General features: G+C 61.3%; 25 protein-coding genes. 10 read left to right on the plus strand and 15 right to left on the minus strand.

Annotated features, from left to right (window positions below; translation table 11 throughout):
* Nucleotides 1-100: 100 nt before the first annotated feature.
* The gene (locus tag ABM428_RS11875; protein WP_005849205.1) at nt 101-301 is read left to right on the plus strand and encodes a DUF6324 family protein; all 201 of its coding nucleotides are present in this window, start codon (nt 101-103) and stop codon (nt 299-301) included.
* Between the two features lie 91 nt (nt 302-392).
* Here the strand turns inward: ABM428_RS11875 and ABM428_RS11880 are convergent, their stop codons facing one another.
* A complete protein-coding gene (locus ABM428_RS11880; RefSeq protein WP_353627966.1) occupies nt 393-860 on the minus strand; it encodes an MmcB family DNA repair protein in 468 nt (155 codons plus the stop codon).
* Between the two features lie 93 nt (nt 861-953).
* Between ABM428_RS11880 and ABM428_RS11885 the strand changes: the two genes are divergently transcribed.
* Nucleotides 954-2282 (plus strand): hypothetical protein, encoded by a 1329-nt coding sequence (locus tag ABM428_RS11885; protein WP_353627967.1) that lies wholly within the window; start codon nt 954-956, stop codon nt 2280-2282.
* On the plus strand, nt 2279-3046 hold the full coding sequence (locus ABM428_RS11890; RefSeq protein WP_184581690.1) for a hypothetical protein: 768 nt from the start codon (nt 2279-2281) through the stop codon (nt 3044-3046). The genes ABM428_RS11885 and ABM428_RS11890 overlap by 4 nt, the downstream gene beginning before the upstream one ends.
* A gap of 277 nt (nt 3047-3323) precedes the next feature.
* On the opposite strand, the gene nusB is transcribed toward ABM428_RS11890, so the two are convergent.
* The 5 genes from nusB to ABM428_RS11915 form a co-directional block, all read right to left on the minus strand.
* Entirely contained in the window at nt 3324-3803 is a 480-nt protein-coding gene (gene nusB, locus ABM428_RS11895; protein ID WP_005849213.1) for a transcription antitermination factor NusB, read from the minus strand.
* Nucleotides 3800-4348: a 6,7-dimethyl-8-ribityllumazine synthase gene (locus ABM428_RS11900; RefSeq protein ID WP_132997382.1), complete on the minus strand. Its 549-nt coding sequence runs from the start codon at nt 4346-4348 to the stop codon at nt 3800-3802. The genes nusB and ABM428_RS11900 overlap by 4 nt, the downstream gene beginning before the upstream one ends.
* Nucleotides 4349-4353: 5 nt before the next feature.
* On the minus strand, nt 4354-5478 hold the full coding sequence (ribB, locus tag ABM428_RS11905) for a 3,4-dihydroxy-2-butanone-4-phosphate synthase (RefSeq protein ID WP_132997383.1): 1125 nt from the start codon (nt 5476-5478) through the stop codon (nt 4354-4356).
* A gap of 136 nt (nt 5479-5614) precedes the next feature.
* A complete protein-coding gene (locus tag ABM428_RS11910) occupies nt 5615-6184 on the minus strand; it encodes a hypothetical protein (RefSeq protein WP_132997384.1) in 570 nt (189 codons plus the stop codon).
* Complete coding sequence (locus tag ABM428_RS11915) at nt 6181-6768, minus strand: riboflavin synthase (RefSeq protein ID WP_132997385.1); 588 nt, start codon at nt 6766-6768, stop codon at nt 6181-6183. Before ABM428_RS11915 ends, ABM428_RS11910 begins: the two co-directional genes overlap by 4 nt.
* A 135-nt stretch (nt 6769-6903) precedes the next feature.
* Here ABM428_RS11915 and ABM428_RS11920 point away from each other — a divergent pair, with 135 nt between their 5' ends.
* The 3 genes from ABM428_RS11920 (at nt 6904) to ABM428_RS11930 (ending at nt 11495) form a co-directional block, all read left to right on the plus strand.
* The gene (locus ABM428_RS11920; RefSeq protein WP_132997386.1) at nt 6904-8196 is read left to right on the plus strand and encodes a capsule biosynthesis protein; all 1293 of its coding nucleotides are present in this window, start codon (nt 6904-6906) and stop codon (nt 8194-8196) included.
* 167 nt (nt 8197-8363) lie between these two features.
* Complete coding sequence (locus ABM428_RS11925; RefSeq protein ID WP_005849224.1) at nt 8364-9449, plus strand: polysaccharide biosynthesis/export family protein; 1086 nt, start codon at nt 8364-8366, stop codon at nt 9447-9449.
* Between the two features lie 9 nt (nt 9450-9458).
* Nucleotides 9459-11495 (plus strand): capsular polysaccharide biosynthesis protein, encoded by a 2037-nt coding sequence (locus ABM428_RS11930; protein ID WP_132997387.1) that lies wholly within the window; start codon nt 9459-9461, stop codon nt 11493-11495.
* A gap of 81 nt (nt 11496-11576) precedes the next feature.
* On the opposite strand, the gene ribD is transcribed toward ABM428_RS11930, so the two are convergent.
* Both ribD and nrdR read right to left on the minus strand, forming a co-directional pair.
* Nucleotides 11577-12680 (minus strand): bifunctional diaminohydroxyphosphoribosylaminopyrimidine deaminase/5-amino-6-(5-phosphoribosylamino)uracil reductase RibD, encoded by a 1104-nt coding sequence (gene ribD, locus ABM428_RS11935; RefSeq protein ID WP_132997388.1) that lies wholly within the window; start codon nt 12678-12680, stop codon nt 11577-11579.
* A 2-nt stretch (nt 12681-12682) separates the two neighbouring features.
* A complete protein-coding gene (nrdR, locus tag ABM428_RS11940; RefSeq protein WP_005849229.1) occupies nt 12683-13150 on the minus strand; it encodes a transcriptional regulator NrdR in 468 nt (155 codons plus the stop codon).
* A 193-nt stretch (nt 13151-13343) separates the two neighbouring features.
* Between nrdR and ABM428_RS11945 the strand changes: the two genes are divergently transcribed.
* The gene (locus ABM428_RS11945; RefSeq protein ID WP_005849231.1) at nt 13344-14015 is read left to right on the plus strand and encodes an SDR family oxidoreductase; all 672 of its coding nucleotides are present in this window, start codon (nt 13344-13346) and stop codon (nt 14013-14015) included.
* Between the two features lie 2 nt (nt 14016-14017).
* On the opposite strand, the gene ABM428_RS11950 is transcribed toward ABM428_RS11945, so the two are convergent.
* The 7 genes from ABM428_RS11950 to ABM428_RS11980 form a co-directional block, all read right to left on the minus strand.
* Nucleotides 14018-14431, minus strand: a complete 414-nt coding sequence (locus tag ABM428_RS11950) for a secondary thiamine-phosphate synthase enzyme YjbQ (RefSeq protein WP_132997389.1) — start codon at nt 14429-14431, stop codon at nt 14018-14020.
* Nucleotides 14432-14465: 34 nt separating this feature from the next.
* Complete coding sequence (locus ABM428_RS11955; RefSeq protein WP_132997390.1) at nt 14466-14864, minus strand: hypothetical protein; 399 nt, start codon at nt 14862-14864, stop codon at nt 14466-14468.
* A gap of 17 nt (nt 14865-14881) precedes the next feature.
* A complete protein-coding gene (locus ABM428_RS11960; protein ID WP_132997391.1) occupies nt 14882-15292 on the minus strand; it encodes a hypothetical protein in 411 nt (136 codons plus the stop codon).
* A 140-nt stretch (nt 15293-15432) separates the two neighbouring features.
* Nucleotides 15433-17415, minus strand: a complete 1983-nt coding sequence (rpoD, locus tag ABM428_RS11965; RefSeq protein WP_005849238.1) for an RNA polymerase sigma factor RpoD — start codon at nt 17413-17415, stop codon at nt 15433-15435.
* Between the two features lie 134 nt (nt 17416-17549).
* The gene (gene dnaG, locus ABM428_RS11970) at nt 17550-19523 is read right to left on the minus strand and encodes a DNA primase (RefSeq protein WP_009825049.1); all 1974 of its coding nucleotides are present in this window, start codon (nt 19521-19523) and stop codon (nt 17550-17552) included.
* Between the two features lie 171 nt (nt 19524-19694).
* The gene (locus tag ABM428_RS11975) at nt 19695-20003 is read right to left on the minus strand and encodes a hypothetical protein (protein WP_005849241.1); all 309 of its coding nucleotides are present in this window, start codon (nt 20001-20003) and stop codon (nt 19695-19697) included.
* 254 nt (nt 20004-20257) lie between these two features.
* Complete coding sequence (locus tag ABM428_RS11980) at nt 20258-21688, minus strand: Glu/Leu/Phe/Val dehydrogenase (protein ID WP_005849243.1); 1431 nt, start codon at nt 21686-21688, stop codon at nt 20258-20260.
* A 344-nt stretch (nt 21689-22032) separates the two neighbouring features.
* Between ABM428_RS11980 and ABM428_RS11985 the strand changes: the two genes are divergently transcribed.
* Genes ABM428_RS11985 through ABM428_RS11995 form a run of 3 tightly spaced genes read left to right on the plus strand, consistent with a single transcriptional unit; the run spans nt 22033 to nt 24571 of the window.
* Entirely contained in the window at nt 22033-23475 is a 1443-nt protein-coding gene (locus ABM428_RS11985) for a TadE/TadG family type IV pilus assembly protein (protein WP_132997393.1), read from the plus strand.
* Complete coding sequence (locus tag ABM428_RS11990; RefSeq protein ID WP_005849245.1) at nt 23472-24011, plus strand: TadE/TadG family type IV pilus assembly protein; 540 nt, start codon at nt 23472-23474, stop codon at nt 24009-24011. Before ABM428_RS11985 ends, ABM428_RS11990 begins: the two co-directional genes overlap by 4 nt.
* Nucleotides 24011-24571, plus strand: a complete 561-nt coding sequence (locus ABM428_RS11995) for a TadE/TadG family type IV pilus assembly protein (RefSeq protein ID WP_132997394.1) — start codon at nt 24011-24013, stop codon at nt 24569-24571. The genes ABM428_RS11990 and ABM428_RS11995 overlap by 1 nt, the downstream gene beginning before the upstream one ends.
* Nucleotides 24572-24579 lie beyond the last annotated feature (8 nt).

The raw sequence follows: 24579 nt of genomic DNA on the forward strand, positions 1-24579 counted from the left end.
GTCGCAAACTTCGATTTGTCCTGTCGCAGGTGAGAATGGCAAAACTTGCCATTTCCACCGCCGCAGGGTACGGGACCTGACACAGTTTCGGAGAAACCTCATGGGCATCGACACAGAACGCGACATTGAAGCCAACCTGCAAATCGGGCCAACCGATAAGGGCATGGTCCGGCTGTTCATCGAAGCGGAAGGCGGGATCGAGATCCCGATGGATTTCACCACGGATGAAGCCGTTGAAATCGCGGAAGAGATTATGGCCGCCGCCCATCGTGCGGGCAAAGCTGGCAAGAACAAGCGATAACGCATGTTGCCCGGTCGGGATGGGGGCCAGCCCCCGCCGCGCCTTTGCGCGGCACCCCCGGGATATTTTCCATTTGGAATACTGATGTACCCTAGCCCCACTGCGGCATGGCATGCGGGTCGCGCAACATATGCAGCCTGCGCGCGGCATGGGTGGCAAAGAGATGGGTCATTTTTTTACGGCGCGCGGCAGCCAGTCGGGTTTCCGGTCCCATGCGCACCAGCTCTGCCCCGTAGCTGTCGCCGACAAACAGGCCGGTGTCCTCGGGCAGCAGGTCGACGTCGAAATCCGCATCCACCGCCCAAAAGAACCTGTCGGCCCATTCGAGGTACCCTTCCCACTTGCTGTCGGACATGAAATCGGCGCGGCTGGATTTGCATTCGACGATCCAGATCTCCCCCTTGGGGCCAAGCGCCATCACATCTACCCGCAGGCCGCGCGTGGGCACCAGTTCCTCAACGCTCGCGAAACCGAGTGCGGCAAGCTGGCGGGTCACACCACGGGCAATCAACTGTCCGGGTTGCAAGGTCGGGGCGGTCATCAGGTCGGTCTGGGTCATGGGAGCAATATGAACAATTCATGAACATCAGGCAAGCGCTTGGTAATCCGCAGCGCGCAACCTATCTAGTTCAAAAGAAAACAGGGTGGGCATATGGCGCGCGACGGCGAAAACTCGACACATCAACAGCGCGGCATCCGCTATGCGCGCGAACTTGAAGGGCATCTAGGCTGGCTCGATACGTTTTCGGGCACAGCGCTTGGGGTGCTGGCGGTGGCGTCGGGCATCTACACCTATCTTGGGGTGTCGTCCTTGCTGGATGACAACGGGGCGATGTCGGCCTTTGCCGCGATCGCCTATTCCGCTGCTGTTTCCGTGGGCATCTTTGTGTTCTGGTCCTATATGCTGCGCCTGTTTCCAGCGGTGCGCAGCGCCCGTGCGCGGGTCGGGCTGTTGGGGGCCATGTCGCTGGGAAGCGTCGCGATCATCGCGATGTCGAGCTGGCTGAACGCCGCCGCCCTTGCCGGATCTGCAGCGGTGGAACAGCATCTGGCCGAGACCGTGCAGGATTACCAAGGCTCCTTGGAGCGCGCGCATGAGATCACCCTTTCCGCCCAAGGGCTGGAGCGGGACGTTGCCCGTGTGCGTCAAAGCTTCGAGGATCTGAGCGAACAGGAGGCCACGGGCGGGCTGTCGGGCTTGGCGGGGCGTGGCGCCGTGTTCCGCGTGCTGCGACAGAAATCGGCAGAGCTATCGGGGCTGGAGGCGCAGATCGCCACCCAGACCCCGCTGGTCAACGACGCCTTTGTCGAGGGCAACCAGATCCTTAGCCGGATGCGCGCGCTGACGGTCGAGCCCGGTCCGGTGGAAGCGCGATCGGTCGAATTTTCCGAACAGGCGGTACGGCTTGCCGGGTTGATCACGCGCTTGCGGCAACTGTCGGTCGCCCCGCTGGTCGAACGCGCCGCGCAGGATCTGTCGGCCTCTGTCGTGCTGCCCGAACTGGATGGCAGCAGTGTCGAGGTGCGGGGCAATCAGGCCTCGACCATCAGTGCCGTGCTTGAGGTTCTGGCCCAACGTGCCGCCACACTGGAGCGTGCGGCCCAAGACGTGCTGGCCATGGCCCCGCCAACAGAGACGACCTACACCCCGATTTCCAGCGCCGATGCGGTGATCAAATACGCGCGCAACTTCGTGCCCTCCTGGGCTGGCGCGATTGCCATTGATCTGTTGCCCGCCGTGCTGGTCTTCATTCTCGCCATCACCCAAGGGGCGATCCGCGAAGGCCGCGAGGGCAGCGCGATCGAGGAAACACTCACCCTTGCCGAACTGCGGGCCGCGGTGCTGGCAATGCGTGACATGGATGCGGCGATGAAGGGCACATCTGTTGATGAGGACGCGCATAATGACCGCGATGAAAGCGCGCCCCATGATATCGTGACCGAGAATCCTGCCCTTAGCACGCCTTCGAAAACCACATGAAACTGCGACGTGATCCTTCCAAACGCCCTCCCGTGGCACGGGTTCTGGGCGGCGTTCTGATCTTTCAGCTGGGATTGGCGGGGCTGCTTTTCTGGGGTGATCTGGACGAGGGGCTGCGCCTGCCCGGCTTTGGCCCGCGTGCCCCGGGGCTTACCGAACCCACGCGCCCCGGCGACCAGACCCGCCGGTTTCAACCCGACCGCGCCCGCCCCGGCGGTCGCCCCATGCCGGATACACCCCTGCCCGAACGGCTGACCCTGACCGTTGTCGAAGGTGGCACGCGCGTGCTGCTGGAAGGGGGCATCATGGCGGGTGATGCCGAACGCATCGAGAAACAGATCACCGCGCTTGATCCCCAACCCGAGGGCGTGATCCTGAATTCGCCCGGTGGGTCGGTCAGCGACGCGCTGCGTCTGGGGCGGTATCTGCGGGATGCTGAGCTCACGACCGCCTTGCGCAGCGGCGATATCTGCTATTCCGCCTGCCCCTATCTATTGGCCGCAGGCACCAGCCGCGACGTGCCGGAGGATGCCTCTGTCGGGGTGCACCAGCATTTTTTCGGTGAAAGCACCCTGCTCCCCGCCTTTGTCGCGGTGGAGGACATCCAGCGCGGCCAAGGCGAGGTCATGACCTATCTGGATCAGATGGGCATCGACCCGCTGGTCATGCAGCACGCGCTGGTCACGCCGCCCGATGAAATCTATCTGCTGCTGCCCGAAGAGCTGACCCGCTACCGCTTTGTCGAAAACACCGAGCCAAGCTAGAATACCCCTTGTCGCAGGCTATTGTCGCGCCTACTTAACGGGGGTGACGGGTTCTGCCCTGTTTGTAAAAGTTACATTCCAGTGGCCTTAAGCAAATCCGAGGGAGCTGGCTCTGTTCGAGCCCTGGTTCGTTTATCTGGCGCCCACCTGTACATACAGGTCCTCGGGAATATAGAACAGAACGGCAGCGGTGGTCCCGTCACACTTCCCCGAAAATATCCGGTTTTTCGCTGGTCTGTCGCTGTCGGCCAAAGACGATGAGCTGAGCCTTTTCGGATCAGAACTCTTCCGGACGGGCTTCGCGGGCCATATGATCCAGAACGGCGTTCACGAACTTCGGCTCGTCGCCCCCCTCAAAGAAGGCACGGGCCACGTCGACATATTCGTTGATCACAACCCGCGGCGGCGTTTCCTGCGCGCGCAGCTCGGCACCGGCAGCGCGGAACAAGGCACGCAAAGTAGGGTCGATCCGCGCGATGGCCCATTTAGCCACCAGCGCACGGTCGGTCATCTGGTCAATCGCGGCCTGATAGTTCACCGCCGTCTCAAGCAGGTCTGCAAAATGCCGGATGTCACCATCGATCATTTCCTGACCGTCGTAGCTCGCACCAAAGCGGTGCTCAAGGAACTCCTTGCGCACGGTGTCAAAGCTTTGCGAGGAATGCTCCATCTGGAACAGGGCCTGCACGGCATAAAGCCGCGAAGCTGATTTCATCTTGCGTTTTTGATTGCCCGAAAGGCCGGCGGAGGATGTCATGCTGTCTTGGGTCCGTCATTGTCGCCCGCCATCAGATATTCATCCGAGCGCGGCTTGAAACCGATGTCTTTGCGAATGTCGCCCCACTTACGGCTCAGCGCGATCAGATGCAAGGCCGCAGCTGCCGCACCGCCGCCCTTGTTTTGCCCCTCCGGATCGGCGCGCACGGCGGCTTGTTCGCGGTTCTCGACGGTCAGGATGCCGTTGCCGATACAGACGCCCTGCAACCCCATCAACTGCAAGGCGCGGCTGCTGTCGTTGCACACGGTCTCGTAATGGGTGGTCTCACCGCGGATGACACAGCCAAGCGCCACGTAGCCGTCGAAATTGCTCTTGCGGTCAGAGATACCGATGGCGGTCGGGATTTCCAGCGCGCCGGGCATTTCTACCACGTCCCATTCAGCCCCGGCGGCCTCGAGCTCTGCCTTGGCGCCTTTCAGCAAGCCCTCGGCGATGTCCGAGTAATAGGGCGAAATGACGATCAGAACCTTAACCGGCGTGTCAAAACGCGGTGTGGTCAGCGTCGTATGATTTCCAGCAGCCATTGCATTTACTCCTGCGTGATGGGGCGCGTGCCCACGATGCTAAGGTCATAGGCGTCCAGCCCCAGATAGCGCGTATCGGGGTTATCCGTCAGCAAGATCAGCTTGTGCAACCCAAGGCTCGCCATGATCTGCGACCCAAGGCCGGTGCGTTTGACGGTACGGGGGCGATCATCCTCTTCGTCCTCGAAACGCAACCGCGGGTCGGGATCGCGGAACAACAGCACCGCGCCACGGCCTTCGTCCGCGATGATCTGCATCGCGCGTGGCAATTCGTCGGCGGGGCTTGGCCCGAGGCCGAGGATATCCTCAAGCGCGTTGATCGCATGGGTGCGAACCAGAACCGGAGCCTCTGTGGCAATATCGCCCTTGGACAGGACCACATGATCGGTGCCGCTGATCTCGTCGGTGAAAATCTGCATCTTCCAATCGCCCCCATAGGCAGAGGTCACGGTGCGGCTGTCGCGCTCCACCAGCAGGTTGTCATGCTTGTGGCGATAGGCGATCAGATCGCTGATTGTACCGATCTTCATGTCGTGCTGCTGACAGAATGCAACCAGATCCGGCAGGCGGGCCATGGTGCCGTCTTCCTTCATGATCTCGCAAATCACACCCGACGGATGCAGCCCCGCAAGGCGCGAGATATCGACGGCAGCCTCGGTGTGGCCCGCGCGGACCAGGACACCGCCATCGCGTGCGCGCAGCGGAAACACATGCCCCGGCGTGGCGATATCCACCGCGCCTTTATCCTCGTCGATGGCGACCTTGACGGTCAGCGCACGGTCGGCGGCGGAAATACCGGTGGTCACCCCCTCGCGTGCTTCGATCGATACGGTAAAGGCTGTTTCATGGCGGGCAGAGTTATTCACCGCCATCATCGGCAGACCCAGCGTGTTGACCCGTTCCTCGGTCATCGGCAGACAGATCAGCCCGCGCCCGTGGGTGGCCATAAAATTGATCGCATCCGCATCCGCAAATTGCGCAGGGATTACCAGATCGCCTTCGTTCTCGCGGTCTTCGTGGTCGACCAGCACGAACATGCGACCCTGCCGGGCCTCTTCGATGATCTCTTCGATGGGCGCGATGGCATCCGCCAATTCAGCCTCGACCGGTCCGGGCGTTTCAAATTGCATGGGGTCACCTCACTCTTTGCTGCTCTGGCACATACCCCACCCCACGCGCCTTTGCCAGAGCAGGGCCGCCCCCCTCCCTGCTTCATTTTGCCAAATAAACTCAATTCCGCACCGTCACCGCGCGCGGCGGTCCGCGTTAAGCGCCAAAATAGCGCGCGGCCTCCACATAGCCCGCCGCCTTGCTTGCAGTGGCCCAGTCCCGTTCCAATCCGGTGTCGCCGATGATCAGCACCTGATCGCCGACCAGCTTGCGCCCTTGAACCACCTGCCCCAGATGATCGCGCATCGCGCTCCAGCTGTCGGTGAACTTGGGGGCCTCGGCCACGTGATCCAGCGCGGGATTCGCCTGTGCCACACTGTCGGGCCGCAGCGGGCGATGTACCAGCGCCAGCTTTTGGGCGCGCTGCACCTTGTCCAGCACCTCGGCCTCGCGCAGGGGGATATGCGGTGCCCCCGCACGGACCACCCGCAGCGCATTGGACGAGAACAGCAGCGCCAGAATATCGCGCCCGGTGGCCTGACGGATCGCGGCATAGGCCTTGTAGTCCAACCCCAGCTCGCGGGCGCGCGCCACGCGCATCTTGACGACCATCAGCGGGATCGCTGAAGGCATCGCCGCCTCGCGTGCCTTTTGCCACTGGAAAGCGCGCCACTTCTGGCCGCGCTCAAGGCTGGGGCCCTGATTATGTCCGATCCCCGCGATCATGACATTTCCGCCAGCCGCGCAACATAGCGGGCCAATGTGTCGATCTCCAGGTTGATGCGGTCCCCGACAGCGACATCACCCCATGTGGTCACCTCTTTGGTGTGGGGGATAAAGTTGATGCCGAAGTCGCAGCCGTCGACCTCGTTCACGGTCAGCGAGGTGCCGTTCAGCGCGACAGAGCCTTTGGGGGCAATGAAACGCGCCAAGTCTTCGGGCGCGCGCAGGGTCACGCGGGTGCTGTCGCCCTCGTCGCGCAGCGCCACCACTTCGGCCACGCCATCGACATGGCCCGACACGATGTGCCCGCCCAATTCGTCCCCGACCTTCAGCGCGCGTTCAAGGTTCAGACGGCGTCCGACCTCCCATGCGCCAAGGTTGGTCTTGGCCACGGTCTCGGCGCTGATCTGCACCTCGTACCAATCGGCCCCCAGATCCACCACGGTCAGGCACACGCCATCACTGGCGATAGACGCCCCCATGTCGATGCCGCTGGTATCATAGCCCGTTTCGATCCGCGCGCGCAGGTCGCCTTGCTGTTCAAGCTTGGTGATCTTTCCGATGTCCGTGATAATGCCTGTAAACATGCGCCTGCCTCTTCTATACTGGTCGCTACCGAAGTAGACCTCTGCCCGCAGCATGACAAGTCCACAGACACGCCACATTTTCGCCGGTATCCGGTGTTTGTCTGCCCGATGACCAAGATAAACCGAAAGCAACCGATGAACGCCGCAGCACCCCGTGAACGGGTCTTCCTTTTCCTGCAAGGGCCGCATGGCCCCTTCTTCAACCGTCTGGGCAAGATGCTCCGTCTGGCGAGGGCGCAGGTCTGGCGTGTGGGGTTCAACGCAGGCGATCGGGCCTTCTGGTTCCACCCGCGCAGCTATATCCCGTTTCGCGGAACAGCTGACACGTGGAAAGACACCTTTGTTGCGCTGCTCGCCGACAAGGGTGTCACAGATATCGTGCTTTATGGCGACACCCGCCCGATCCACGCCCAAGCCGTGGCCGAGGCCAAGGCTCGCGGGCTGACCGTGCATGTCTTTGAAGAAGGCTACATGCGCCCCTATTGGGTCACCTATGAACGCGGCGGGTCCAACGGCAATTCCCGGCTGATGGACATGACCATCGAACAGATGCAGGCAGCACTGGCCAATTCGGATATGGAGGCCCCCCTCCCCCCCGGTCATTGGGGTGATATGCGCCAGCATGTGTTCTATGGCGCGCTCTATCACTGGTTTGTGCTCTTCCGGAACGGCGACTACCGCAACTTCCGCCCGCATCGGAGCTTGCCGGTGACCAAGGAGTTCAAGCTGTACCTCAAGCGGCTGCTGCTGATGCCCGCGCTGGCGCTGGACCGGCTGATCGCAACGCTGCGTATCCGGCTCGGCGGCTTCCCCTACCATCTGGCGCTGCTGCAACTAGAGCACGACAGCTCGTTCCAGGAACACTCCCCCTTCGAGACGATGACCGATTTCCTGACCGTGGTGCTGGAAGGCTTCGCCAAGGGCGCGCCGCGCCACCATCATCTAGTTGTGAAGGCCCACCCGCTGGAAGACGGCCGCGCACCTCTGCGCCGCGTGGTCAAACAGGTGGCGCGGGATCTGGGTGTCGCGGACCGGGTGCATTTCGTGCGCGGCGGCAAGCTGGCGCAGCTGCTCAACGATGCCCGCACCGCCGTTACCGTGAACTCCACCGCCGGTCAGCAGGTGCTGTGGCGCGGAATTCCGCTCAAGGTGTTTGGCAGCGCCGTCTATGCGAAACCCGAATTCGTCTCGGACCAGCCGCTGGCGCAATTCTTTGCCGCCGCCTCGCGCCCCGATAACAAGGCCTACAAGGATTATCGCCGGTATTTGCTGGAAACCTCGCAGGTGCCGGGCGGATTTTATGCGGCACGCGCGCGCACGCAGTTGATGCGGCAAGTGGTCGATATGATGCTTGCCCCCGAAGACCCCTACGACGCGCTAGAGCTGGGAACCGCGGCACCAAGGCAACAGTTGCGGGCCGTCACCTGAGCGTTTTTCGCCCAGACAGTAGCTTTTCGATCCAATCTGCGCTAAGCCGATGATAATTACGCCGAAAAAATCGGCGAATTCGAGGCAGAACAAGAACAGGTCGAGGAGACCGGGCAGTGAAATCCGTACCCTTCCGGTGGGCGCGTCCCATCGCATTACTTGCGGCTATGGCCGTGGTATCTTCATGTGGCCTTCCGCAGGTTGGCCCGAACAAACGTCAGATCTTTGCCGGATCGGTCCAGAAGGAAGGCGACGCATTTGTTGTCGCCGTCAACGACCGTGTAACCCGCGCCACCGCCGTCGCCCCCGCGCTTGGCTTTAGCCCGGGGTTCATCAACGCCGGTCAGCTTGGGTCGGATACGATCAACCCCGGTGATACGCTGGGGCTGACGATCTGGGAAAACGTCGATGATGGCTTGCTGGCCGCCCAAGGGGCCAACGCCACCGTGCTGGAAGAAGTGCAGGTCGACGGATCGGGGTTCATCTTTGTGCCCTACGCGGGCCGGATCAAGGCCGCTGGCAATTCCCCCGAAGCGATCCGTCGCATCATCACCAACAAACTGTCCGAACAAACGCCGGACCCGCAGGTTCAGGTGCGCCGTCTGGCCGGTGACGGGGCGACCGTGTCGCTTGTCGGCTCTGTCGGTGCACAGGGTGTCTATGCGATTGAACGCCCCACGCGCACGCTTGCCACCATGCTGGCGCGTGCCGGTGGTGTGACCATCACCCCCCAGATCGCGCAGGTCACCGTGCTGCGTGGCAATCAGCGGGGCAAAATCTGGCTTGAAGATCTTTACAGCCACCCAGAGCTCGACATCGCCCTGCGCGGCGGGGATCGCATCCTGATCGAGGAAGACACACGGTCCTTTGTGGCCCTTGGTGCCACCGGCGCGCAGCAGAAAGTCCCGTTCGAGACCAAGAACCTGTCGGCGCTTGAAGGCATCGCACAGGTGGGCGGCCTGAACGCGGGCACCGCTGACCCGACAGGTGTTTTCGTCTTCCGCAACGAACCCGAAGCGGTCGTGGCACAGGTTCTGGGCCGCAATGACCTGCAAGGCGCACAGCGCATGGTCTATGTGCTTGACCTGACCAAGCCCAACGGCATGTTCATGGCCCGCGATTTCGTGATCCGTGATGGTGATACGCTCTACGTCACCGAAGCCCCCTTCACCCAGTGGAGCAAGGTCATCTCCTCGATCACGGGGTCGGCCAGCTCGGTCAACAACCTGTCGTCGCTCGCGTCGAGCAACTGATCTGGGCCGATGGCTTTAGGGCCGGAAATATACGACACACCCGCCGCCGGTTCCCCACGGGACCGGCGGCTTTTTGTGTTTAACGGCGGCTTCATCACCAACCGGCGGGTGCGGCGCATCTTGCAGCTGTCGGGCTATAGCCTGCATCTGGGCATGCCGAGCGACGGGGATGCCATCGCTGTCTGGGGCAATGCTGGCACCGCGCATCGTGGGCTGGCCGTCGCATCCAAAAAAGGGCTACCCGTTGTCCGCGTCGAAGACGCGATGCTGCGGTCGCTGTTTCCCGGTCGCGCAGGCGAGCCGCCGCTGGGGCTGCTGGTCGATCACAAGGGGCTGCATTTCGACCCGACACAGCCCTCCGAGCTTGAGGACATCCTGACCAGCCACCCGCTGGATGACACGGCTTTGCTGGACCGTGCGCGCGGTGCCATCCACCGCATCACCGAGGCGCATCTGACCAAATACAGCGGGTTCGACACCGCGCACCCCGCGCCGGATCCCGGCTATGTGTTGGTGATCGACCAGACCTTGGGTGATGCGTCGGTCGCGGCCTCGGGCGCGGACCGGTCGCGGTTCCTTGAGATGCTGGTCTTTGCCCAGCAAGAGAACCCCGGCGCGCGGATCATCATCAAGACCCATCCGGAAACCGCAAAGGGCTATCGCAGCGGTCATTTCGGGCCTGAGGACGCCAACGGCCGCATCACCCTGCTGACCGCCCCCATCAGCCCCTGGACCCTGTTTGAAGGGGCTGTGCGTGTCTATACCGTGTCTTCGCAAATGGGGTTCGAGGCGATCTTTGCAGGCCACAAGCCCCGGGTCTTCGGGCAGCCCTTCTATGCGGGATGGGGCCTGACCGAAGACGAATTCCCCGTGCAGCGGCGCCAACGTGTGCTGACCCGTGCGCAGCTTTTTGCGGGGGCGATGATCCTTTATCCAAAATGGTACGATCCGCACCGTGACTGCCTGTGTGATCTGGAAACCGTGATAGAGGCGATGGCCGCGCAGACCCGGGCCTGGCGCGAAGACCACCGGGGCTGGGTCGCCTCTGACATGCGCCTGTGGAAACGTCAGCCCTTGCAGCGTTTCTTTGGCCGCTGGTCGCCGGTGACCTACCAGAATGATCCAAAAGCCGCCCGCGCCACAGGCAAGCCCTGGATGGTCTGGGCCTCGAAAGCGACGCAGGCCCATGCCGGTGCCCTGCGGGTCGAGGACGGTTTCCTGCGCTCGCGCGGATTGGGGGCCGATCTGGTGCCGCCCCTGTCGCTGGTCTGCGATGATCTGGGTATCTACTATGACCCGCGCAGCCCCAGCCGGCTGGAACAGTTGATCACGTCGCGCGCCAAAATGCGCCCCGACCAGTCGCGCCGCGCGGCACGGTTGATTGCGGTGCTGCGCGACGCGGGGCTGAGCAAGTATAACCTTGGCGGCGGTGGCGATCTGGACGCCCTGCCCGCCGGACGGCGCATTCTGGTACCGGGTCAGGTGGAGGACGACGCCTCCATCCGTGCGGGCACCGATGCGGTATCCACCAATCTGGCGCTGCTACAAGCCGCGCGCGCCGCGCATCCCGACGCCGTGATCCTGTACAAGCCCCATCCCGACGTAGAGGCCGGGCTGCGCCTTGGCGCGATTGACGCAGGCGGGCTGGCGGACCGAGTGCTGACCGATGCCGACCCCATCGCCCTGCTGGCGCATGTGGATGAGGTTTGGACCATGACATCGCTGCTGGGGTTCGAGGCCCTGCTGCGCGGCGTCAAGGTGGTGACCTTAGGTGCCCCCTTCTACGCGGGCTGGGGGCTGACGGAAGACCGCGGCGATATCCCGGCGCGTCGCAGCGCGGAGGTATCTATCGAAGGTTTGGCCCATGCCGCCCTGATCGATTATCCGCGCTACTTTGATCCGCGCAGCGGTACCGCCTGCCCGGTCGAGGTGGTGGTGGAGCGGTTGGCCTCGGGTGATCTGCCGCGGCGCGGGGTGGCGAACCGGGTGCTGGCGAAGCTGCAGGGGGTGTTTGCCACACAGGCGCATTTGTGGCGGCGGCGATAGCACAGCGGGGCCAGCCCATGTGCAGATCAGAGGCGGGGGCCAGCCCCCGCGCCCCCGGGATTTTAAGCCATTTGGAAGGGGTTAGGTGGGCGTGTTGCTGCGAGCCCAGATGTGGAGGAGGTCGGGGCCGATGCGCGAAGTTTCGGTCAGGGTGAAGCGCGGGGCCTGTGCCAGACGTGGAAGCTGCAGCGGCGCGATGGCGGGCAAGCCGTCCGCGCCAAGGGCCAGACCCGCCGTAAACCCGACGAGTTGATCCACGAGATCCGCCTTTAGCAGCGTCGCAGCCAGTCCGCCGCCCCCCTCGCAGAAGATGCGTGTCAGACCGTGGCGGCCAAGCTGCTGGAGCATGTCATCGGCGTCGATCTGGCCCATCTTTGGTGCGCAAGAGATCAGCGTCGCGCCAAGGCTTTCCCACGTCTCGATCAGCTCTGCCGGGGCCTTGGGGCCGTGGCAAAGGATCAGGGGGATGTCATTGGCGGTTCTGGCGAGCGTGCCATTCAGGGGGATGTCCAGCCCGTTCGACACAGCGATCCGTGTCGGCTGGCGCGTGGTGCCAAGGTCGCGCACGGTCAGGCTGGGGTCATCCTGCCGCGCCGTGCCACCGCCCACCATGACCGCGTCATGGCGGCTGCGCATGGCATGGACCACGCGGCGGGCGGGCGGGGCTGTGATCCACTGGCTTTCGCCCGACGCGGTCGCAATGCGACCGTCAAAGCTGTTCGCGAGCTTGAGCGTCACCATCGGGCGGCCTTCGTCGACACGCAGGAAAAAGCCCAGATGATCCGCGCGGGCTTCATCTTCGAGCACGCCCACGTCAACGATAATGCCCGCCGCACGGAGGATCGCAATGCCCTTGCCGCTGACGCGTGGATCACTGTCGGTGCAGGCGATCACCACGCGCGCAGGCTTGGCGGCGACAAGCGCATCGGCGCAGGGCGGCGTCTTGCCGGTATGGGCGCAGGGTTCGAGGGTGACATAGACCGTCGCCCCCTGTGCCGCAGGTCCGGCCTGACGCAGCGCTTGGGGTTCTGCATGGGGCCTGCCGCCCGGCTGGGTCCAGCCGCGCCCGACAATGCGGCCTTGTTGCACGATGACGCAGCCCACGGCGGGATTGGGCCAGACAGCCCCCTGCCCGCGCCGGCCCAGCGACAAGGCCAGCGCCATAAAGCGCGCGTCGTCAGACATACTTATTCGTCCGCAGGGGTGTCGGGCCGCAGTTCCTGCACGAATTTATCGAAATCATCTGCCGCCTGAAAGTTCTTGTAGACGCTGGCAAAGCGGACGTAGGCGACGGTGTCGATGCGGGCCAGCGCCTCCATCACGATCTCGCCGATCTGTTTCGATCCGACATCGGTTTCGCCCATGCTTTCCAAACGGCGCACGATGCCGCTGATCATCTGATCGATCCGTTCGGGATCAATCGGGCGTTTCTGCATCGAGATCCGGATGGAGCGTTCCAGCTTGTCACGGTCGAAATCCTCGCGCTTGCCCGAGGTTTTGACGACAACCAGATCGCGCAATTGCACCCGTTCGTAGGTGGTAAACCGGCCCCCGCAGGCGGGACAGAAACGACGGCGGCGGATCGAAACGTGATCCTCGGCCGGGCGGCTGTCTTTAACTTGGGTGTCGATATTTCCGCAAAACGGGCAGCGCATGGCCGGTCCCCTTATCTTAAACCTGCTCAATAGGGGGTGAAACACCCCCATTCCCCAAAACTATAGGACCAACGCGAGGTTTTGGGTAGGGGCGAAATGCCCATCTATATGTTGTAGCGGGGAAAACTGCCCTGAACTTTGCCTGATACCATGCGTTGTCCCTGCAAGACGACTGATCTGAAAGGAATTCACTATGACCAAGACGCTTTTCATCACCGGAGCCTCAAGCGGGATCGGCGCAGCCACCGCCCGCGCTGCTGCCAAGGCCGGCTGGAACGTCGGGCTGTTCGCCCGCAGCGAAGACAAGCTGAAAGATCTCGCGCGCGAGATCGGGGATCAGGCGCTGGTGCTGACCGGAGATGCCACGCAATACGATGACCAAGAACAGGCCATGAGCCGCCTTGCGCAGAAGTTCGGGCAAATCGATGCTGTCTTTGCCAATGCAGGACGGGGGACATCGCCGGGCGGCACCGAAAAGGGTGACCCGGACGACTGGAAATCGATGATCGATCTGAACGTGATGGGCGCGCTGTATACGGCCCATGCCGCGATGCCATATCTGCGCAAGACCACGGGGCAGTATGTTGTGACCGGTTCCGCCGCAGGACGCCGCCACATCAAGGGGTCGATCTACGGCGCGACCAAGTTCTTTATCCACGGCTTTGCGGGCAACCTCGCCGACGAAATGGCGGAATGGGGCGGGCGCTGTATGGTTGTCTCCCCCGGGATGGTGGACACGGCGTTCTTTGACGAAGCCAAGCCCGACAAGCTGAAACCAGAAGACGTGGCATCGGCCGTGATGCACGCGCTAGAGGCACCGGCCCACGCAGCCGTGCGCGAGATCCACCTGATGCCGGTGGATTGAGGTCAGGCGAAATGCACCGCGATGCGTCTGCTATGGGGCGCGTCGCGGTGTTCGAACAGATAGATGCCTTGCCATGTGCCCAACACCATGCGGCCTGCAACCACGGGGATGCTGAGCGTAACGGGCAGCACTGCCGCCTTGATGTGCGCGGGCATGTCATCTGGTCCTTCCAGCGTATGCCGGAGGTAGGACATTGACGGGTCATCCGCAGGCGGCACCAGACGCGAGAAATAGGCCAGCAGATCGCGCTGCACATCCGGGTCCGCGTTTTCCTGAATAAGCAGCGAGGCGGAGGTATGGCGCAGAAACAGCGTCACCAACCCGTCAGAACGGTGCCCCGATAGCGCCCGATGCACCTGATCCGTCACCTCGTAGAGCCCCTGCCCGCCGGTCTTGACCGTAAACTCGCTATTCATTCCGCCCGCCTTGTGCTGATGGGTCAGGCTAGCCTCAACGCCCGGGCGATTGCAAACCACCGCAGAGCGTGATCCCGTGGCTGATGGTCATGGCCGACCCGGCCTTGGTCAAGGATCCGCCCAGGATAACGACGGGCGATGGGGTCAGCCCCGCGGGATCCAGCGTGAAGGTGACACCACCATCGCCGCCAAAACCACGCGCGCGCGGCTCGCTTACATACAGCTTTTGGCTGTCCTGCGCGCCCATTTCCCGCAGCGCATAATCCGCCGCGGCGCACCAATGCCCGCGCGCACCAAAGCCGGTGCTGCCGCTGATATGCACGCCGCCCTCGGTCGGTGTGAAAGTCAGACGGTCATTCGGCACATAGGCCTGTGCGAAGGCCGGGGTCGTTGCCAATGCGGCCAGTACGAAAGCGGTGGTCAGGGTTTTCATCGTGGTATTCCTAATTTTCAAAAGTCTTTAAGTTCAAGGATGTAGTCCTTGCAGAACTGGATCGCGTGGCCCACGGGCAGGGCCTGCCCCGCGTTGCGCACCGATACCGAATAGGATTTGAACGCAGGCTCTGACAGCTCTGCATCATTCAAGGTAAAGGCGACGCCCGTGCGCCCTACCCCGCTGACAGATGGCCCGCGCGGCGACTTGACGTAGATCTCAGCAGCGCTTGGCGTGCCCAGCCTTTCCTCGGCAAATTCGGCGGCGGCACACCACATGCCCCTGGCTCCTTCGCCATGATCCTCGATCACCTCGAAGGATGCGCCCGACAGCGGGATGACCTGCAGCTCGTTTACCGCGGTAAAGGATTGCGCAAACGCGGCGAGCGGGGCGGCAGAGAGAATGGCGGCAAGGGCAAGACGTTTCATGGCGGCTCCTGTTTGGTGCGTGGTTCACAGATAGGCTGCGCGGCGGGATTTTAAATTCACAGCTTCGAGATCGTCGCTTCAGCCATGAAAAAAGGCGGGTGCCTGAACACCCGCCTTTCAAAACTCTCGCGATCACGCGCTTACTGATCGAGGAACGACCGCAGCTTGCGCGACCGGCTTGGGTGCTTGAGCTTGCGCAGTGCCTTCGCCTCGATCTGACGGATACGTTCGCGGGTCACGCTGAACTGCTGGCCGACTTCTTCCAGCGTGTGGTCGGTGTTCATGCCGATGCCGAAGCGCATCCGCAGCACACGTTCCTCGCGCGGGGTGAGGCTGGCCAGAACCCGTGTCGTGGTCTCCTTGAGGTTTTCCTGAATGGCGCTGTCGAGCGGCAGCACAGCATTCTTATCCTCGATGAAATCACCAAGCTGGCTGTCTTCCTCGTCGCCAATAGGCGTTTCGAGGGAGATCGGCTCCTTGGCGATCTTCATCACCTTGCGCACTTTCTCAAGCGGCATCTGCAGCTTCTCGGCCAGCTCTTCCGGCGTCGGCTCGCGGCCAATCTCGTGCAGCATCTGACGGCCGGTCCGAACCAGCTTGTTGATCGTCTCGATCATGTGGACCGGAATACGGATGGTGCGCGCCTGATCCGCGATGGAACGGGTGATTGCCTGACGGATCCACCATGTCGCATAGGTCGAGAATTTATAGCCGCGACGGTATTCGAACTTGTCGACGGCCTTCATCAGACCGATGTTCCCTTCCTGAATAAGATCAAGGAATTGCAGGCCACGGTTGGTGTATTTCTTGGCGATCGAGATCACGAGACGCAGGTTCGCCTCGACCATTTCTTTCTTGGCCTGACGGGCCTCTTTCTCGCCCTTCTGAACCTGCTGCACGATGCGGCGGAATTCAGAGATATCAAGACCGACGTATTGCCCCACCTGCGCCATATCGGCCCGCAGCTCGTCCACCTTGTCAGAGGACCGTTCGATGAACATCTGCCAGCCGCGACCGGACTTCTCGGCCATCCGCTCCATCCAGTTGGGGTCCAGCTCATAGCCGCGATAGGCGTCGACGAATTCCTTGCGGTTGATGCGCGCTTGGTCGGCAAGCTTCACCATCGCAGAGTCGATCTGCATGATGCGGCGGTTGATGCCGTAAAGCTGGTCGATCAGCGCTTCGATACGGTTGTTGTGCAGGTGCAGGTCGTTGACCAAAGCCACGATCTCGGAGCGGACGCGCTGGTACTCTTCCTCATCGGTCTTCGAAAAGGTGCCGTCCTCGTTCAGGGTGGCCGAAATCCGGCTGTCCTGAATTTGGCTCAGCTTGACGTAGTCATCGGCAATGATGTCGAGCGCTTCCAGCACTTGCGGCTTCAGCGCGGCTTCCATCGCGGCCAGCGACATGTTGGCCTGTTCGTCGTCATCCTCGTCGTCGTCATCGTTCGAGATCGGGTTGCCGTCGGCGTCAACTTCGCTTGTGCTTTCGGCGGGCTTTGTCTCGGTGCCCGCGGTTGGCACGACCGGAGTCGTTTCCTCTTCGTCGCCCATCTGGGTGCCGAATGTCGCCTCGAGGTCGATGACATCGCGCAGCAAAATGTCTTCGGACAAAAGTTCGTCGCGCCAGATCGTGATCGCCTGGAAGGTCAGCGGGCTTTCACACAGCCCCGCGATCATCGTGTTGCGCCCTGCCTCGATCCGCTTGGCGATGGCAATCTCGCCCTCGCGGCTCAGCAGTTCAACCGATCCCATCTCGCGCAGATACATGCGAACGGGGTCATCCGTGCGGTCCAGCTTTTCGGACGTGCCAGAGGACAGCGCCACATCACGGTTGCTTTCCGTGGTCGCAATTTCGGTCCCGCCCTTGGCGTCTTCTTCTTCGGCTTCTTCGTCTTCGATCACGTTGATGCCCATTTCGGACAGCATCGACATCACATCCTCGATCTGCTCCGAGCTGACTTGGTCAGGGGGCAGAACGGTGTTCAGCTGATCGTAGGTGATATAGCCCTTTTCACGGGCTTCGCCGATCATCTTTTTGACGGCGGCTTGGCTCATATCAAGCGAATGGCCGGCATCCTGGTCGTCAGACTTCGCGTCTTCGTTCGTGTCTTTGGCGGCCATGAAATTTCCTCCAGCGAATGGGTGCGAATCACGTGACGTGATTCGGTTGTTCGAATCATGCGGGGTTCTGGGTGATTCTTAAACCCGTTACCCTGTATTTTGTTAAACATCCCGGCGAAAAAGCCACGCCGGGTTCATTTTTTGTCTTTCGCATCACCCTTCAGGATCGACCCCAGCAATGCGTCAAAAGCGCTGCGTTCGTCCCGGCTGATGTGGGCACCGTTCTCGGCAATGTCGTATTCTGCGGTATCTTCCTGCCCGCTGCGCTGTGCGCGATCAGCGTTGCGTGCCGCTTCGCCCAACCGCCATGTCAGCCCTTCATCCGCGGTGCCGGTCAGATCTTCGACCGCATCGGCAATCTCTTCGTCCAGCCCGCGCACGGCTTCCAGCTTGCCCAGTTCTTCGGCGACAGTCATGCGCGTCTTTTCCAGGTTGCCAGGGCTTCGGATGCAGGGCGTGATGGCTACGTGGCGCTGCGACAGCATGTTTTCAAGGGTGTACTCCCCCACTGCGTCATAAATCTTTTCGCGCAACACCGCCGGATCGTGATGCACATGGCGCAACATCAAATCGCGGATACGTCCGTGATCCGGGTCCTGACAGCGCATCGCGGCCAGCCCGTTCTCGAACTCTTCCACCAGCTGCGGACAGCCCAGCAGGGCCATCAGGATCACCGCCTCGCGCAGATGCTCCGTCGCTCCCAGCCCGGCTGCGGTCACCAGAATAGAGGATTTCGCACTCGGGGACGGCCCCTGCGGCGCGGGGGCCCATTTGCCACCACCGGAAGCGCGCGCGACGGGGCTAAAATCTCTCTTGGCCTTTTGCGGACGGAAGAGCTGCCAGCGCAGATCCTTGATTTCCTGACCATAATGGCTGCGGATCGACGGGTCTTTGATCATCATGATCTTTTCGCGCAGCGCCTTGTCCAACCCTGCCTTACGCTCGGGGCTGTCGAAAACGCGGCCGTCGGTCTCGCGCTGCCAGAGCAGACGCACCATCGGCATCGCGTTATCCAGTAACTTTTGCAACGCCGGCGCCCCGTGCGCGCGGAGCAGATCATCCGGATCCTGACCGTCAGGCATCACGGCAAAACGCAAGGATTGCCCCGCCTCAAGCAGCGGCAGCGCCAGATCGATCAAGCGCATGGCCGCACGTTGACCCGCCGCATCCCCGTCCAGCGTGATGATCGGCTCGGGCGAGATGCGCCACAACATCTGTAGCTGGCTCTCGGTGATCGCCGTGCCCAAGGGGGCCACCGCCGCGCCGAAACCGGCCTGCACCAATGCAATCACATCCATATAGCCTTCGGCCACGATCAACGGCTTGCCCTGCCCTGCCGCTGTCCGCGCATCACGCACATTGTAGAGGCTGCGGCCTTTGTCAAAAAGCTCCGTCTCGGGGGAGTTCAGATATTTGGCGTTGTCATTCGGGTCCATTGCCCGCCCGCCAAAGGCAATCGCCCGCCCCCGCGCATCCCGGATCGGATACATGATCCGGCCCCGGAATGTATCATAAGGCCGCCCGCCCTTGGACGAAGGCTTGGCCAGCCCCGCCCCAAGGATCAACGCATCCTCGACATTCTTGGCCTTGAGGTGATCCCAAAGCCCTTGCCACTGGTCCGGCGCGAAGCCGATTTCCCATTGTTCCAAGGCCTGCGGCGTCAGCCCGCGCCCGGCAAGATAGTCGCGCGCGGCCCCTGCCGCAGCGGTGCGCAGTTGCAGCCGGAAGTACTGCACCGCCAGTTCCATCACCTCGGCCAGTTGCGTGCGCTTATCCGCCTTCTCCTGCGCGCGCGGGTCTTGTTTTGGCATGGGCATCCCAGCCTCACGCGCCAGAATCTCTACCGCTTCCATAAAGCTGACATTCTCGGTCTCTCGCACGAAAGAGATCGCGTCCCCCTTAGCGTGACACCCGAAACAATAGTAGAATCCCTTGCGGTCATCGACGTGGAAGCTGGCGGATTTTTCCTGATGGAACGGGCACGGAGCCCACATATCGCCCTTGCCCTGATTGGACTTGCGCGGATCCCACATCACTTTGCGCCCCACCACCTGTGACAGGCTGGCACGGCTGCGCAGTTCATCCAAAAATCCAGGGGGCAGGCTCATACTGTTTTATATTGGGTCGGCAGGGCCAAAGTCCAGCACCCAAAGCCTGCGCGACGGGCTTCATTTTGCCGGATAAACTCCGGGGGGATCGTCCGTCAGGGCGATGGGGGCTGGCCCCCGTCCTACCGCCCCGACAGAGATTACGGCACGATCAAACGACGCGCGCGGGCGTCATTGGCCCAAACACATTTCGTTCCAGGCGGCAGAAAGGTCGTTGCCCTTCACGTCGCGCATTTTCATTTCATAGACCCAAGGGGCGACCAGCGGGACAACCGCGTCATAGCGATCGGGCCATTCTGGGTTCTTGGAGGCGATGTGATCCGGCACGTCACGCTCTTTCACGCGGTCGATGCGCGCTTGCCGGACGGCCTGCACGACATCTGCCTGATACTGGCAATCGGTTTCAGCGCTGGTGGCGGCGAAGACAGGCGCGCTGGACGTGGCCAGTGCTGCGGCAATCATGAGTTTACCAAATTTCATCGTCACATCTCCTAAATGTTTCTTTGCAAGCCCGCCGCCCTTCCACTGCCTGCGCCGTTTAAAGTTAAAGGCTGCAGAGGACACCAGAGCGGGTGCTCATGGCGCAGGAACCTAGCCAACCCCCGTTGGAATACAAGTGACAGAGCGGTTTTCCGCAGTACGCGCTTGGCGGTTTGGCGCGTCTTTGCCGAAAGCCGCTATCACAGCGGCTTTCGGGGAACTTTTCAGGGGCGCAGCATAGGGCCCGCGCGAGGTTACAGCCCCTTTGCGCGGTAGCTGGCGGCGACCTTGCCGATGCTCACCAGATAGGCGGCGGTGCGCAGGTCTTCGACATCGTCGCGGCTGTGCCAGACTTCCGCCATGGATCGGTAGGCGTCGCTCATCGTGTCGTAAAGACCGGAGCGGACCAGCTCAAGCTCCCCGGCACCCCGCAGGTATTTATCCTTGAAGTTCGGGCTTAGCTGCCAGCCGACACCGCTATCGGCGCTCAGACGTTCCAGCTCGTCCACCAACAGCTGGTGGCGGCTTTCCTCGTTGCGGCGCTGCATACGGCCAAAACGGATGTGGCTCAGGTTCTTGACCCATTCGAAATATGACACCGTCACACCGCCGGCGTTGGCATACATGTCAGGGATGATCACGACGCCTTTTGCGCGCAGGATATCATCGGCACCGGCGGTTACGGGGCCGTTGGCGGCTTCGACGATCAGCGGGGCCTTGATGTTATGCGCGTTGGTCAGGTTAATCACCCCTTCCAGCGCCGCAGGGATCAGGATGTCACAGTCCGCTTCCAGCAGCTTAGCACCGTCTTCTTCAAGGGGCGCATCGGGATAGCCCTTGATCGTGCCATGCATGGAAATCCAGCGGTGTACCTCTTCCACATCAAGACCACGGTCATCAAACAAAGCGCCGTCGCGTTCAATGATCGCGGTGATCTTGCAGCCATCCTCTTCGCTCAGGAACTTGGCGGCGTGGTAGCCCACATTGCCCAAGCCCTGCACCACGACGCGTTTACCGTCCAGCTCGCCGCCCAGACCAGCCTTTTCCATCCCCTTGGTGTCGCGGAAGAACGCGTGCAGCGCATATTGCACACCGCGGCCCGTCGCTTCGGTGCGGCCATGGATGCCGCCCGCGTTGATCGGCTTGCCCGTCACACAGGCAACCCCGTTGATGTCCGTGGTGTTCATGCGCTTGTACTGATCCGCGATCCAGGCCATCTCGCGCTCGCCCGTGCCCATGTCGGGGGCGGGAACGTTTTGCGCGGGGTTGATCATATCGCGCTTGATCAGCTCGTAAGCGAAACGGCGGGTGATCAATTCCAGCTCGTGTTCATCATAGTCGCGCGGATCAATACACAGCCCGCCTTTGGAGCCCCCGAACGGCGCTTCGACCAGTGCGCATTTATAGGTCATCAACGCCGCCAGCGCCTCTACCTCATTCTGGTTCACGCCGGGGCTGTACCGGATGCCGCCCTTGACCGGCTCCATGTGTTCGGAATGGACCGAGCGATAGCCGGTGAAGGTCTGGATACCGCCGCGCAGGCGCACGCCGAAACGCACCGTGTAGGTCGCGTTGCACACGCGAATCTTCTCTTCCAGACCCGGCGACAGGTCCATCAGGGCCACCGCCCGGTTAAACATGATGTCGACGCTATCGCGAAAGCTCGGTTCGGTTCCGGGGTTCATTCTACGCTCCTAAATTGGCTCTGCGACCCTGATGCGGGCCGGTTCATCGCCTCGCCTTTTGAACATGGCACCTGCGTCAAGCAAAGCTGTAAATCACCATATTTCGAAGTTTTCGCACAAATTTTAATCAGTTTAAAAACTTATCGCCCAAAGCGAGTAGTCACGGCACACAAGACAAGTCCTGCGCGAAGTTTCCTGACAGGGGACAGTCCGGCTGCTCCGGCGGGATCTGCCCCAAAAACGGTCTGAGTATACACTTTTTTAAACGTATTTCGCCCTATTTCGGCCAACTTCACCCCGCATATCTGCTGGCAACGCCGATCCGCCCGAAATGCGTCTGTCGCATGGGTCGCACGAATAAGGACATGGAAATGCCGGTGAACGATACAGTGAGTAAATGGGTAACCCTCCCCCTGCGCAAGCGGCTGACGCGGTTCGCCCGTGAAGACGACGGGTTGGTGACGATCCTCGCGCTTTTCATGATCATGATGATGATCGCCGTGGGTGGCATCCAGCTAGATTTCATGCGCCACGAGATGGAACGCTCGCGTCTGCAAGCTGTGTCGGACCGTGCCGTTCTGGCCGCAGCCGATCTGGATCAGATGCGTGACCCCAAAACGGTGGTGGAAGACTACTTTGCCAAATCGGGCATGACCGAGTTTCTGTCGAATGTCGTGGTGGATGACGGTCTGAACTTTCGCACCGTGACGGTCGACGCAAGCAAGGACATGGACACCCAGTTTATTGGCCGCTTTGGTTTCCCCACGCTCGAAGTGCCCGCCCATAGTCAGGCGGAAGAACGCGTTGCAAAGGTCGAAATTTCGCTCGTGCTCGATATCTCGGGTTCGATGGCCACCAATAACCGTCTGGGCGAAGTACAGAATGCCGCCGATATCTTTTTGGACACCGTGCTGAAGGACGAGAACGAAGACCTGATTTCAGTCTCCCTGGTCCCCTACTCGGAACAAGTGAACGCGGGCCCGCTGATCATGGACCGTATGAACGTGAACAGAAAGCACGACTATTCCCACTGCATCGATTTCGACAATGGTGACTTTGATTCGATCGCGATGAATAGCAGCACACGGTATAACCAGATGCAGCACTTCCAGTGGAACTACGACGGCCGCAACAACTACCGTGACGATACGGTTTGCCCGCGCTACGATTACGAGCGTATTACCCCGTTTTCACAAAACAAACGCACGTTGAAGAACCAGATTGATGATCTTGTACCGCGCGCTGGTACGTCGATCTTCCTTGGCATGAAATGGGCCGCGGCGATGCTTGATCCGGCGTTCCGGGACATCAACAACTCGCTGGTGAATGCCGGTCATGTCGACCGTGAATTCTATAACCGCCCCGCGAGCTATACCGATTCAGAAACGCTTAAGACTGTTATCCTTATGACAGATGGCGCGAATGATAACTCGTTCCGCATCAGCAATACGTACTACAACGAAGATAGCGAGTATGTTCACTGGAATAGGTACAACCTTTGGTGGTATCTACGCCGCGAGGTAAACTCGCGCTACTGGGGCTACTTCTATTATCAGAAGTACAACAAATCGCTGGGCAACACCTTGCTGTCGAATATCTGCGACGCCGCCAAAGCCAAGCGGATCGTGATCTGGTCCATCGGGTTCGAGGTCGATGACGAGGACGTGCCCGCGATGCAGGATTGCGCCTCCTCGCCCAGCCACTTCTTCCGTGTCGAAGGCGTCGAGCTTTCCGAAGCCTTCCGCGCCATCGCCCGCCAGATCAACCAGTTGAGATTGACCCAATGATCGCCCGCATTTCACAAGCGCTGCGCCGGTTCCGCCGGGGTGAGGATGGCGCAGTTGTCCTGATCGAGTTCGTGATCCTCTTTCCGGTCATCTTCGGCATGTTCCTCGCGTCGGTCGAGGTCAGCCTTTATTCCCTGCGGCAGTTCCACCTGAACCGCGGGCTGGAAACGGCAGTACGGTATATCCGGCTGAACACACGCACGACGATCACCCACGACATGATCAAAACGATGATCTGTGACAACGTGGGCTATATCGGCGACTGCAAGGATACCCTGCGCCTTGAGATGGTGCTGGTGAACCCGCGCAACTTCGCCGCGATGAACGCCTCGCCCGACTGCGTGGACAAATCCCTGCCCGTCAAACAGGAACGCGGTTTTACCCTTGGGGCGCAGCACCAGCTGATGCTGCTGCGGGCCTGCGTCAAGTTCGATCCGATGCTGCCGGGCAGCGCTATGGGCTTCAAGTTCGAAACTGATGGCGCGGGACAGGGCAGCATGTACGCCGTATCCTCCTTTGTGCAGGAGCCAAGCTAATGGTTATCACTTATCTCAAACGCCGTGTACTGGCGCGCTTTCTGCGCGATCAGGACGGCAGCGCCTCGATCGAAGCGGTGATCATGATGCCGATGGTCTTCTGGGTCTATCTGGCGATGTTTACATTCTTCCAGACCTATCAGGAATATTACACCAACCAGAAAGCGGCCTATACCATCGGCGATATGATCTCGCGCGAGACGCTGCCAATGGACACCGAATATATGGACGGCATTCAGGATCTACTGGATTATATGACCCGTTCCTCGGGTGAAACGACAGTGCGCATCACCTCGGCGAAATACGATCAGAAGAACAAACGGTTCCTGCTGCATTGGTCCCGCGCCCGCGGCAGCCTGAGCGACGCGACCCAAGCGGATGTGACCGGCTGGACGGATAAAATCCCGGAACTGGAGGATGGTGAATATATCACCGTCACCGAGACATGGACGTCATTCTCCCCGCCCTTCAACATCGGGCTGCCGGTGCAAGAGGTGAAGAACTTCGTCTTTACCCGCCCGCGCTACGCCCCTTGGGTGCTGTACTCGGACGGCGCGTAAAAGCTGAC

Source organism: Sulfitobacter sp. TCYB15, assembly GCF_040435955.1.
GTDB lineage: Bacteria > Pseudomonadota > Alphaproteobacteria > Rhodobacterales > Rhodobacteraceae > Sulfitobacter > Sulfitobacter pontiacus.